The organism is Desulfosarcina widdelii (assembly GCF_009688965.1).
Classification (GTDB): domain Bacteria; phylum Desulfobacterota; class Desulfobacteria; order Desulfobacterales; family Desulfosarcinaceae; genus Desulfosarcina; species Desulfosarcina widdelii.
On record NZ_AP021875.1, the window covers coordinates 1,881,684 to 1,894,573 of the forward strand.

Below are 12,890 nucleotides of genomic sequence, written 5' to 3' on the forward strand. Positions count from 1 at the left end.
GGCTTTGTTCATCACCCCTCACCTCTCAAGGGGCGAGGGAGTGCGTGCCGGTAATTGCGGAATCTCCTCTGTCTCAGGCAAAGACGCTAAGAAAAAAGATAAAATCAAAATATTCTTTTCCTGACAGAAAAATTCACTGAAATGCTGTGGCCGAATCCAAAGCCGTAATTGCCGTCAATATAATCCAAAAAAACTTTGCGTCTTTGCGGCTTCGCGTGAGTCTTGCTTTGAATCGCCCTTCTTCCCCCCCATTGCATCCGATTCCCATTCATCCCCCAGATATGCTATGAAATACACGATGACAGCATAAAACAAGATTATAGTCGGAGGAAAAGGTGAGCACGAAAAAATCCAGAACAGCGGCCCGGTGGTTTTTCGGAATCCTTGCATGCTTCGTACTCATGATTGCAGCGGGCGGTTGGGCGCTGCTCAGGCAGAAAACGGTCGACGATTTTCTCGGAGAATATCCTTCAGGCGCAAAAGAAACCAAAGCGCAAATCATCAACGCCTCGGCCCCCAAACCCAATGTGATTGTGATCGTAGCCGACGATCTTGGCTATGGCGACATCGGCGCCTACGGAAACAAGGTGATCAAAACGCCGAACATCGATTCCCTTGCGGCCGGCGGCCTGCGGTTCACCAGCTTCTACGCCTGCAATTCAATCTGCGGCCCTTCCCGGGCCGGTCTGCTCACCGGCCGCTACCCGTTCCGCTCGGGAATTATCGGCAACACCTACCCCAAGGGCGAAGCCCTGGGAAAACGTGCGGCCAGACGTGCCGGGGTTCTTCTCAAGGAGCTGGGGGTGCTGGACATCCGTGAGGATTACGTGGCCCGTGGAATTTCGGAGCACGAACTGACTTTGGCCGAAGCCCTGAAAACCGCCGGCTACCAGACCGGCGTCATTGGCAAATGGCACCTGGGCGATTATTCCAGCGATCCGCGCTACAATCCGGTCCGACACGGTTTCGACAGCTACCTGGGGGTGCCTTACAGCAATGACATGCTACCCTTGCCGTTGTACCGGAACGAATCCGAGGTCGAAGCGGACATCGGCAACGACGAGGATCAGGCCCGTCTGACCGGGCTGTACACGGATGAGGCGCTTCGATTCATCAAAACGGCGGACGAACCGTTTTTCCTTTACCTGGCCCACACCTTCCCCCATCAACCCCTGTACGCCTCCGCAGCCTTCAAAAACGGCTCCAAAGCCGGCAGGTTCGGCGATGCGGTAGAAGAAATCGACTGGAGTGTAGGCCGCATCGTCGATCTTCTCCGAGAACGGAATATCGAGAAAAACACGCTGGTCATTTTCACCAGCGACAACGGCCCCTGGTACGAAGGCAATCCCGGAGTATTCCGCGGCAGAAAGGGCCAGAGCCTGGAAGGCGGCTTCAGGGTGCCGTTCATCGCCAGGTGGCCGGCAAGAATTCCCTTCAATGCCGTCTGCGAGGCCGCGGCCATGAACATTGACCTGTTTCCCACCCTATTCGAACTGGCCGGGTTGAAACTGCCGCAAGACCGCACGATCGACGGGCAGAATATGCTCGGGCTTTTAACCGGCGAGGATGACCACGACACCCACGAGGCGTTTTATTTTTATCATTACGACCAGCTCGAGGCTGTCCGCTCCGGCAAATGGAAATACTACCGGCGGGTGAACCGCTACACCTGGCCCATCCCCCTGGATGCGGCCAAAATTCCCAATCAACTGGGCAGAAAACAGATCGGTGACCGGTGGCCCCTGCTCTACGACCTTGAATTGGATCCAGGCGAATCCTACAACCTTCGCAGAACCCTCCCGGATGTTGCCGCGCAGATGGAAAAGCGGCTTGAATCGTGGGAAAAGGCCAATCAATCGAATTTGCGCGGGTTTGCTGAAGACCGAATGTAATGGTTAACCAGTGCCCGTCCAGAAATAGGAAAATTGGGTCGAGATCGAGGCGCACGAAAAATTTTACCGGAGTCATATGGTTGATATTTCGAGGATAAAATTTTTCGCGCAACAAAGATATCGGGCGAATTGGCCATTTCTGGATGAGCACTAACTATTTTCCCAATTCGCTTTTTATCGCCATGCCAACATCTTTGATGTTGTATGGTTTTCTGATGAACTGTCCCACGCCGATGTCCAGCGCTTTCTTCACACGCTCCGTTTCGGCAAAACCACTGGCGATGACCGCTTTCTGCCCGGGTCTGATTCTTAATATTTCTTCAAACGTTTCCAGGCCATCCATCCCGGGCGGCATGAGCATATCCAGAATCACCAGATCCGCTGTGTTTCTAATCAAATAGGATATTGCATCCTCGCCGCTCGATGCGGCGGCCACGCTATAGCCCAATGTAGAAAGAATATTCGATGCGATCTCTCTTTGATCGTCCAGGTCGTCGACAATCAATATCCGTTCGCCATTTCCCCTGAAATCGACTTCGTCCGGTCTTCGGGCGGCTGACGGGGCGTCATCCTGGCTTGCGGGAAAATACAGTTTAAAGCGCGAACCATTTTTCCCGTCGCTTTCCACATGGATATGGCCATGGTGATCCATGATCGTCCCCCAGACAACGGCCAGGCCGAGTCCCGTTCCGCTTCTGCCCATCACCTTTTTCGTGTAAAACGGTTCAAAAATTTTCTCCATGTCGTCCCTGGATATCCCCGAACCGGTGTCCGCAATCTCCAGCAGAACGCACTCGCAGTTATTTACCCCGTCAACATCCTCTAAACACGCTTCACCCGTTTGAATGTTCGCCGTCTTTATCCTGATCTGCCCCCCGTCCGGCATGGCCTCTGCGGCATTGGACACAAGATTCATCACGGTTTTGGACAGATGAACGGAAGAACCGGAGATCGGTTTCAACGGTTTCGCCAGATCCGTTTCTATGGTCATCTTTTTGTGAAATGACTTAATTTTCATGCATTCCGGACTGCCGAGAAATTGCGTGACAATGTCGTTCAGGTCAACATGTTCCTTGCAGGCCACACCCCGCCTTGCCAATGTCAGAAGGTCCTGGACGATAACGGCGGCCTTCTCACCCGATTTTTTGATGATCTGGATAGGCTTTTTTAAGGAACTTTCTTCCGGCAATTGCATTAGAAGAAGATCCGGATAGCTTACGATACCCGAAAGAATATTGTTTAGATCGTGGGCAACGCCTCCTGCAATGGTACCCATAAACTCCATTTTCTGGGCGTTCTCCAGTTTCTTTTCGAGTTCATAAAGATCCGTGACATCGCGTGAGATAATCACGCAGCCCGCTATCCGGTTGCCGGAATGTGCGTATGGCGTGCAAACAAGATCCATGTATCTGCGGCCAAGCCCCGGAAAACGAATCCAGGTTCTGAATTTGACCACCTGGCCGGAAAAAGCCCTGTCCAGTCTTTTCTTATGGATTTCGGCAGGAAAGATGTCACCCACAATATTCCAGATGTTTTTGCCGATCACTTGTATGCGGGATTTCTGCAGCACGCTGAGCGCCGCATCGTTAATGGCCTGATAGGTATAAGACAGATCGATCATTGCCATATGGTCGGTTGACGACGCCACGATTCTCTCGTATTTGCGCAGCTCCTCCTCGGCCTTCATTCGTATCTCGACTTCATTTTTCAGTTTTACGTTGGCCGAGGACAACTCTCGGGTACGCTTTTTTACTTTGATTCGAAGCGTCAGGTTGGTCAGGGCAAATAAGATCAATAAGGAGGCAATGCCAATGAGTGTGTACTTGATCGGGTTGGGCAGAATCCATTCCGTCGGTGCGACGAGCCAATGGTTCAGCGTCTGGCTGTAAAATGGGTCCTTTTCATCGTGCATCCGTTGCAGGTGACTGTCGATGACAGAAAGCAGGCCACTTCCTGAATCCTTTGGCGACGCAAATCTTACCTCGATGGGGTTGAACATGATCGACGTTTCCTGAACAGGAAAGTTGCCCTTGTTCTCGATACCATAAAGCCTGTTGACAACCCCGGCCTGGACCCGATTCGCTTCGATCAGTTCAAATACGACATCGTATCCATCCGCCTCGATGAATCGGCAATTCATATTGAATTTCGATGTCAGCTCTTTAATACCAAGAAAATGGATATCTTCCATTTTTACGGCGATCTTTTTTTGATCCAGATCCAGGATTGAACCGATGTCAGAGCCTTTGGAGACATACACCTGCCCCCAATTCGTAATTACCGTTTCATATGTAAAATCGTATCTCTTCGCCCGCTGTTTCGAATAGGCGATCGCGGTCATCAGGTCGATCTCGCCGGTCTTCAGCCTGTCGATGCATTCCGGCCAGGATCCATATACATAATCCAGGGTCCACTGCTCTTTTTCAGCGATGTGCTCCAGGATATCGACAAAGATGCCTTTCGCTTTTCCGTTGTTATCCATAAATACAAGCGGTTTATTATCATACAGCCCAACCTTGACCGTTCTGTCCGCCCCGGCCTCGGGCGCTGCCAGGAATTGGAGCAGCACCGACAGAACCGCAAAAGCGACCAGACCTTTTTTTAACTTTTTTATAAATACAACCTTTTGATAAATATACATATCCTTCTCCGAATGTCAGATCGTACCATATCTCCTCCTTTAAGGCGGGAACAGGAACCAGGCTAATTCGGCGGCAATTACAACATCAATGGTGGGCTGGTGGGCTTGATCGAGGAAGAACGGCCAGGGATCGGCTCTCGATGGCAACAGGCAGCGCCAGGAAGAAATCAATCAGGGCACAACATATTGCAGGGATATTCTTTTTCAATAGTACCAATTGAATTCTTTTAAGATACTCCTTCTTTTATTGTTCCAAAAAAGCCTTTTTGGAAGCCGAAAAGAAGGACATGCAAAGAGGCGAACCTATGTTGAGTCCCAAAGAAAAAGCCCCCAAGATTTTATCTTGAAGGCTTTCAAGGATTTAAAATCCAAAATTTTCTGGCGCGCCCGGCAGGATTCGAACCTGCGGCCTACGGATTCGAAGACAGGGACTTCGAGCTTTCTAACCTCCTCATTTTACAGTAACATACTGAAAGCATGGGATATACAATTTCTACATTTTTGCCGATTTTACACATTTTAGCTGTGTAAATTTGCTCACTATCTCAGAATTTTTTGCACACTAAATCAGAAAAATAGATTAATGCGAAATCAGAACGCAGAAAACCTGAGCGAATTGGTTAGAACAACTCGTCAAGCCAAATTCATTTTTATTTTTAAGCTTTTATCACCCCTATTAATGGATTTTTAGGCTAACGTTTTATGCCAGTGGTGATGGAACCTAATCCAATAGACACAATGGTTCGTGGTCTACTTTTTTCGAAACACTTTGGAAATTAGCCAGTTTAAATTAATGCCCATACCAAAAAAATTCGGTTTAAGCTCAAACGCATTTAACCATTTAGAAGTTTTTCGTTTTATATTTTTCGAGCTTTCGATTTCGGAGTTTATTAAAGTGTCGACAACCAAACAATTCTGCATTATACGCTTATGGACATCCTTTATTTCTACAGAATTTGGATAACCTTTCCCTCTAAGCCTTTGATCGATTATCGCCATTCTATTAAAAATTTGACTTATCATTCCGTGAAGATGTAAACGGCAAGACTCAAGCGCACCTTGAACCAAAATATTTCTCTCAATCGCCTTTAACCTTGTCGTCTCAATCAAATCACGACTACGCTTTTTGATGTACGCATCGATAAATCCATTCCAAAAAATGAGAACAGCAGACCCGGAATACTCAACTCCAGATATCGAAATAGAACCACCATAAACTTTTTTTATTTGTACACCTTTTGAATTAAAGAACATCCACGGATCAACAGCATCCTTTAGAATAGCCTTTGTCACCTCTTCTACATCGGCTTTAATTATTTCATTTAATGGTGATAATTTCATTGTCGTATTCTGTTAACGATGGGCAAATGGAGCGGTGGCTTATTACCGTCGGTCGCAATGTCTTGGTTATGGTTTGCTTTGCTTTGTCTAATTAAAAGCTACGTTGATATAAACACTAAATACTGCTCGACTACGAGTAGCTTTAAAAAGTGTATTTCAGCGGTAACCATGCTCTTTCTACGCCCACTTAAAGGATTTAACGATTGTTGGTTTAAATAAAAACTATAGTATCATTGAGATATTTTCGTGCATTTGATGCACTTTTTGTACAACGTTTCAATAATTACAAAATCCTTAGAGTTAATTCTATGTAATTCTGAAGATTCTATATGAACAAGTATTTTGGCTTTTGATCCTTCACGTAGAAGCATTTCCGTTTCATATATCGATGCGAAGTTATCGTAACTTCCAGAGTTGTATATTTTCTTCGTGCCAAGGTTAATTAGTCCTGAATCAGTACCTCCACCGGCTAACACAATGCCTGTTAAAATAATATCTTTACCTGAAAAATCTTCACCCGCTATGACCCTATCTATCATTTCACCGATTTCTATTTCGATTTGTTCCGCAAATGAGGGTGTGATAACGGTAATGATTAAGACAAGTATTAGTGAATTTATTTTGTGCATTTTCAATCTCTTTTTGGAATTATCTATAGTTTCTCTTCTTTGCTGAAGGTCTATATCACCATCAGCCCATTTGAGCTTTCCGCTTCAGCGTCGCCGCACATCTTGCCGTCTGATGAATATGATAGTTAAACGATATTTCAATGTAATTTCAGTTAAGCATATCGAACCAATTTTTAATTGTAGAGGAAAGAGTGCCAATTGTTGAAGCATTTCTATTTACCCAGCAAAAACCTCTTTGGATTAGGCTTTTACGCTGAGAAGGATCTGCCTTTTTAAGCTCATCCAAAAGATTTTCCAGTTCATTTCTTTCTTTTTGAGTAACTCCTTTTTCTTTGAGGGAATCATGTATACTTGAATAATCCCCCACTTGAACATTTGAGGATGTTACATCACCCAAAATTCCTTTGAAAGATTTGATATTATAAGTTACTGACCCAGCTTTATTAATTTCTTCAATAGAAAAGGACATTCCGTCACCTAAAATGCCTTGATTTTCAAGTTCTAAGCTCCAGTTTAATATTTCATTTCTGACTGAATCTAGTATTCTAAATATTTGAGACCGGTCAACGAGTAAAGTTGGTACCATCCCCAACCGGAATTGTTCGCTGTGTGAAAATAATTTCATGATCCAATCATGAGGGAGAGGAACTTGTAAAACTCCACCTTTTTCTTTTTCATGGATCAAAGACTCAAGCTCAGAAATAGGCTGTCCAATATCCCTTTTTGAGATTGCCTCCATGGCCTCCGAATTTTCCATAACTACTGGTATCCAGCCATTGTATGGATTCCATGCTTTCAATGAACCCTTTACATTGCGGTATGAAGGAATAATGGCTTCCTTTTGATAGCCTTTCATCTCAGAATCAATCCAACTTTTGAAATCATTGATTTTCAGTTTTTTCGCAACAACCAAAGCCTTTCTTAAAATATCTGAGAGGCGACTATTAGGGTTCATTGCTTCACTTTGGAGTTCAAGAACAAGTGATTTCATTTATTGTCCTTATGCGCTTAACAGTTTCATGTGTGAGGCGATAGGAATAGGCGTCTTTCCAACCAAGTTGTTAGCTATCGTTCATACCTTTTATCCATCTGACAATATCACTATAGTTCTTTAGATCCATTGCCCACTTAGTTGTGTTAATTGCATTAGCGAATTCTTTTGCATCTCGAGTAAAGAATGAAGTAGTTGCCAAAACCGACTTATTAGCACCTTCTTTTGTTTGAACTCCATATAGGTTCCTTACTATATCAACACGCACTGGGTTACTGACAGCATACCGCTTACATTCAATTATGTACTTAGATTTAATTCCTAGATCAGCCCTAATTGCTATAATGTCCCTTCCACCATCTCTGGTCTTCTTTGTGAGTTCAACCTTAAAGCCGTGTTTAGCGAAAATCTTTGCAATGATTTCTTCGAATTTTCTTGGACTAATTTGGTAAAGTATCCTCGGGTCTTTTGTAATTTCAGTGATAAGTGAAAAAGCACTGTAATTGAGATCCGTTATGATCTTTTGTTTTTGAGGAAGATATAGAAGAGATTGTTCGTTAAAAGAATATATTTTTTCATCAAGATCAAGGTCATCATCAAAATCAAATTCAATGTCATCAAACCCACTTAGTAATTCGCCGCCAGAGACAAAAACTTCACTATCATTCAACATCCCTATTGGGTATTCTGATGCTTCATATGTAATTTCAATTGTGTTTTCACAATTTGGACAGGTAAAAACTGAAATGCCTGAATAAAATGTTTCTGGTCCCATATTTCTTTCCTCTGAGCCATGGGAATCTACATATATATCAGCTCCAGAAACAAAAAAGCTACTGGTGCATCAATGTCGTTGAATTAAGAAATTGGTTTATACGCGGTGCTAAATTTTCGGCGACTTTTCTTTTTAAAGGCCCTCGGTTCGCTACGGCCAGGCCGGATCTCGTTTAACACACGTACGATTAGGTTTTGAAGTTTCGACACATTGTCACGTAGTAGATTTTGCATCCGGTTGAACAATACGACAATGTGGTGGCGCAGCATCGCCAATACATTGGTAACGTTGGCTTTGTACGAATAAAGGCGTCCGGACGAAATCGTTTTAATCCGGTCACTGACGCTCTGGATAAGAATGGCCGCGAAATTTTTGGTGAATACCTTGGCGTAAAAGTCCTGATAGACCGAATGAACCGTTTTGCCGCTGAAATTTTCGATTTGGATGCGTGACTTCATAATTTTATAGTCTTCTTCCACCGGCCAACGCTGGTGATACAAATCACCGAAAATCTCCACCGGGTACTTTCCCCGGTCGGTTAGCGAGGTGATCAGGACTTCGCTCTCGCCTGTTGGCAGATCTACCCGCACCAGGCGAAGTTTTAGCGGTTTTTTATCCAATTCGAATTCGGCGCATTTACGAGCCGAATTGGGAGTGCAGGATAATTTAACGATTCGGTCTGGCTCCCTGGATTGCAAAAACGCTTTGACAACTTTGAGTTTATTACACGATACACGGGCACAGACATTGGCGTTACTTGCCACGATAAGCTTGAACAGCCAAAAACTTTCATAGCCGCGGTCCAGCAGCATTAAGTCCTCTGGACCGAGATGAGCACAATGAGCGGCGGCCAGTTCTCGTTCGCCAATACATTTTGAGGTGATCGACGCGGCTACCGAAATATTGTTTAAAACATCGTATAATTGCGAGACGCGCGCTTTCGGGCAAGGATCGCCCTGTCGCCCATGCCATTGACCGAAATGTTCGACAACCGGTTTTGCCGTGGGCAGGGTGCACAGCGTACCGTCGGTAGCCAAAAGAAAGAACCCGTTCCAACGGTTTGGCGCAAAGCGCATTTGGCTCAGACGTACCAGATAATCGTTGAGTTCGATAAAGGCCATGTGGCTCAGCTTTTCTCGGGCTTTGGTCAATGCGCTTTTGGAAGCCAGGGGCTCGGCGATGTCCGACCCTTTCAGGTTCTTGTTAAGATGGTACAATTCGGTTTCATATGCCGCCGCGGGCAAATTGATCATGTAGTAAATGAGATTTTTAAAGGGCAAGGCCCGGTTGCGGGTAAAGTCTTCGGGCCGATTTTTAAATCGATTGCAGAAATCTTCGGATTCGATCAAATTTTTTAAAGATTCGATTATATCCGGCACAGTTCGGGCATTTCAGTCTCCATGCCAATTTCTCTTTTTTCCGCAATCATTTTTATCTCCTTTTGGGTTTTTGGGTTGATATATTTGGCAGCTAATATATCATTAATCATTCAAAAATACAATGGGTTATGCGTGGCTGAGGCTTAATTCAACGACATTGACTGGTGCATTTAGAACATTGAAATTCAGCTTCACCTGACAATTCCATTATTTGTCCTCCATAGAACAAGTAGACGTATGCTCCTTGCGCTCCACTGTAGGAAAAGCTTTGGCAATATGTTTTATTTCTCGTTACTACATAATCGATCAATTTCATTCAGCAACGCTATTACATCAGATCGCGCATGGGCAAAAAAATCAGCATTGGCTTCAGAATTATCATGAATTTTAGGGACCAACGCGAGAGCATGATCGTTATAGCCCGAATGCGTGGGTCCACCGATAGCAATTGCTTCAAATGGAACATCTATTTCACCAAAATAGCTTCCGCCAATATCCCCAACTCGTACTGGGCCAAAGGCAGAAAAGGTGCTATAACAACCAGAACTTCTTCCTTCTGTCGAACGCAAAACTCTTTCTCTAATTGCCTCGACATTGATATTTTGTTGTTGATTGTTTGAATAGCCTTGCTCAACTAAATGTTTCGCTTCACTCGGCCTAGTGGATAAGGATGATACTTGAAAGCGAATTCCGCCTTCTATTTCCGCTATTCCACCTAAAATGTGCAACAGAATATCAAGCATCTGCTCACGGGGTAGCGCGAACCACTCACCCTGCATTCTTTGTGCTTGTTTTTCTAACAGTTTATGAAACTCTCGTTCGAAATCTTCAGGATACTGACAGGTAAAAGCTGATAGCAAATCCAGTTTTGAGCCATTTCCAGTCTGCAGTTGACGTAAACGATCATGGGGGTTGGTGGTGGTATAACCCACCTTAAATAGATGTTGCCCCATTTCCTCAATAATATAGATCCAACCACCCATGTTATAACTCCTTCATTGCAATTAGAACCGAATGCCAGTGTCACGGGCGGCATGGTTCTCGCCGTCCTGTGAACACAGTTGTTACGTTTCCGACAGCTCAGAAACCACTCCTTGATCAGAAACGATTAAAATTCTTTGAAAATCATGCTTTTCTTGTATGTTCTTTATAGCCATAGAATAGGTTCCGCTATCCGCAAGCCAGTAATCATTATACAGCGCTAACCATTTTGGCCCCGAATGTGGAATGTTTTTGCATTTTAAAACTTTATCATGAATTCGATCTGCTAAGATTGCGACTGCGTTGCTGAGAATGTGGGCTTGAGAATTGTCATTTACGATCGCGCCAACAATCTTTTTATTTGAATGGCGCCTTTTTGGAATAAAGATAATCTTAATTTTATGACCCAATACACTTGTAGTTTGACTGCTACCTTCTTTTATTGGTTTTGCGAGTACTGATTCAACTAGTTTGAAGAGTTCTTTTTTGTATTTTCGAGCATTATTGACAGGTAAATGCAAAACCAGGAGTATATCAATATCCTGGGGCACTTTATTTTTAAGCTTTGAATCAAGTTCATTGCATAAGTTCACTCCGAATGTATCCTGAGTATTCCTGTTTTGCATTTCACCGTCCTCACCAAACACTACAGGTGACAACCTTGTGATTTCTACAGCAACTTTTTCACCGTTTATTGTCAAATAGATATCTGGTGGGTCTTCACCTTCCTGATATGTAACACCTTCTTTGCCAAGAAATTTTACCAACGATTCACTAACGAATATTTCATCTGGTTTAAGCGCCATTTAGCTCGATTCTTTGTGAAACGTAACGATTAAGAGTTGTTGCGGCGCACAGCCGGCGCAAAATGTTTAGTTGAAACTTAAAAATTATACTGAATTCTGCTTTTTGTTACCAAAGCACCAAAAATTACAAATTTGAAAATCTTGCCTATGAATGGAGCACTTCGAAAAGGCTAAAGCCATCCTACTATAACCTACTGTGTTGTCAACATTTTCAATTAAATTTGGTTCTGGATCGCCTTTTGCTGAAAATATTGCCAAGCTGTATAACATGTCTATCGCGGCACTTATATTGAATTCAATATAATAATTCGCGGTACTTATTTTGACGCTTTTTGAGCGTTTTGAACGGATGTATCATTGACTGTTTCAGAATCAAAAATTAGAAACTAACAGTTCCCTGCCATTGGTTTGCTTTCCCTTAGAAACCGTATATTTCAAATCAACCGACCTAATTCCAAACCCGCTGAACACGTCCCGAATTTCCGGATGATCATTGATGCTCAAGATGAACTGGCTCTTAATCCCGGCCAGAACGTCCGCCATCTGCTGATAGTCGGACAACTCAAGATTGTGCTCGTAAAACGGCGCCTTGTAGTAAGGCGGATCGCAATAAAACAGCGTCCCCGGCTTGTCGTACCGCCGGATAAAATCCTCCCAGGGCAGATGCTCTATCGTTACTCCTACCAGCCGTAAATGGACCGCAGATAGCTCCTCCTCCATGCGCAAAAGGTTGATGCGCGGTGCATGCATGGGAGCCGTGCCATAGACCCGGCCTTTGACCCTCCCGCCGAAACAAAGCCGCTGCAGGTAATAATAGCGGGCCGCCCGCTGGATGTCGGTCAAACCGCCGGCAGCCTGCTGGCGCTTCCAATCCTCGAACCATTCCCGCGACGAAAGCAACCATTTAAACTGCCTTAAAAACTCCTCCAAGTGGTTCTGCAGCACCCGGTAAAAAGCCACCAGGTCGCTGTCCAGATCATTGATCACCTCATATTTCGATTCCGGCTTTTTAAAAAACACCCAGGCCGCGCCGGCAAATACCTCGCAGTAGGCTTTATGCTCGGGCATCATATCGATAATTGTTTTCGCCAGTTTCGATTTCCCGCCAATGTACGCTAATGGGCTGTTCACGGCCGCCTCCTTGTGCATTCGAATCGACGTGTGATATTAAACCCGTGCGTTTGGTCCCTCCAGCGCACCGGGCCGTCTGATTTCAGATGTCTGGTTGTCCTCGAGCAGCCATTCGCCCCGGGGATGCTCCAACATCCACCGGGGCGGCCCAACCCTTCCTAACTCGACCTGGCGGCCTTCACCGCCGCCTTGAGCCGGCGCTTGAGATCCTTGTCGGCGTTCAGAGCCTTGTTGAAATGTTTTTCATTGTTCCGGGCGATCAAAAAGGTAACGCCCACACCGATACCGATTCCCAATAAAATCCATCCTGCTGCTGCCATTTTT

General features: G+C 44.9%; 11 protein-coding genes. 1 reads left to right on the forward strand and 10 read right to left on the reverse strand.

The window, feature by feature from the left end; translation table 11 throughout:
- Positions 1 to 335 precede the first annotated feature (335 nt).
- A complete protein-coding gene (locus GN111_RS08710; RefSeq protein WP_155303390.1) occupies positions 336 to 1,892 on the forward strand; it encodes a sulfatase family protein in 1,557 nt (518 codons plus the stop codon).
- Positions 1,893 to 2,046: 154 nt separating this feature from the next.
- On the opposite strand, the gene GN111_RS08715 is transcribed toward GN111_RS08710, so the two are convergent.
- The 10 genes from GN111_RS08715 to GN111_RS08760 all read right to left on the reverse strand — a co-directional run bounded on the left by GN111_RS08715 (position 2,047) and on the right by GN111_RS08760 (position 12,886).
- Positions 2,047 to 4,533, reverse strand: coding sequence for a response regulator (locus GN111_RS08715; RefSeq protein WP_155303391.1), 2,487 nt, complete (start codon positions 4,531 to 4,533; stop codon positions 2,047 to 2,049).
- 750 nt (positions 4,534 to 5,283) lie between these two features.
- Positions 5,284 to 5,874 (reverse strand): hypothetical protein, encoded by a 591-nt coding sequence (locus GN111_RS08720; protein ID WP_155303392.1) that lies wholly within the window; start codon positions 5,872 to 5,874, stop codon positions 5,284 to 5,286.
- Between the two features lie 230 nt (positions 5,875 to 6,104).
- The gene (locus GN111_RS08725) at positions 6,105 to 6,503 is read right to left on the reverse strand and encodes a hypothetical protein (protein ID WP_155303393.1); all 399 of its coding nucleotides are present in this window, start codon (positions 6,501 to 6,503) and stop codon (positions 6,105 to 6,107) included.
- Positions 6,504 to 6,651: 148 nt separating this feature from the next.
- Positions 6,652 to 7,494, reverse strand: a complete 843-nt coding sequence (locus GN111_RS08730; protein ID WP_155303394.1) for an AbiTii domain-containing protein — start codon at positions 7,492 to 7,494, stop codon at positions 6,652 to 6,654.
- A 70-nt stretch (positions 7,495 to 7,564) separates the two neighbouring features.
- Complete coding sequence (locus tag GN111_RS08735; protein WP_155303395.1) at positions 7,565 to 8,269, reverse strand: restriction endonuclease; 705 nt, start codon at positions 8,267 to 8,269, stop codon at positions 7,565 to 7,567.
- An 83-nt stretch (positions 8,270 to 8,352) separates the two neighbouring features.
- On the reverse strand, positions 8,353 to 9,648 hold the full coding sequence (locus tag GN111_RS08740) for an IS4 family transposase (protein WP_155302645.1): 1,296 nt from the start codon (positions 9,646 to 9,648) through the stop codon (positions 8,353 to 8,355).
- A gap of 281 nt (positions 9,649 to 9,929) precedes the next feature.
- The gene (locus GN111_RS08745) at positions 9,930 to 10,631 is read right to left on the reverse strand and encodes a GIY-YIG nuclease family protein (RefSeq protein ID WP_155303396.1); all 702 of its coding nucleotides are present in this window, start codon (positions 10,629 to 10,631) and stop codon (positions 9,930 to 9,932) included.
- An 81-nt stretch (positions 10,632 to 10,712) separates the two neighbouring features.
- Positions 10,713 to 11,435 (reverse strand): hypothetical protein, encoded by a 723-nt coding sequence (locus GN111_RS08750; protein WP_155303397.1) that lies wholly within the window; start codon positions 11,433 to 11,435, stop codon positions 10,713 to 10,715.
- 372 nt (positions 11,436 to 11,807) lie between these two features.
- On the reverse strand, positions 11,808 to 12,566 hold the full coding sequence (locus tag GN111_RS08755) for a DNA adenine methylase (RefSeq protein ID WP_197740515.1): 759 nt from the start codon (positions 12,564 to 12,566) through the stop codon (positions 11,808 to 11,810).
- A gap of 158 nt (positions 12,567 to 12,724) precedes the next feature.
- Positions 12,725 to 12,886 (reverse strand): hypothetical protein, encoded by a 162-nt coding sequence (locus GN111_RS08760; RefSeq protein ID WP_155303399.1) that lies wholly within the window; start codon positions 12,884 to 12,886, stop codon positions 12,725 to 12,727.
- Between the last annotated feature and the right edge of the window lie 4 nt (positions 12,887 to 12,890).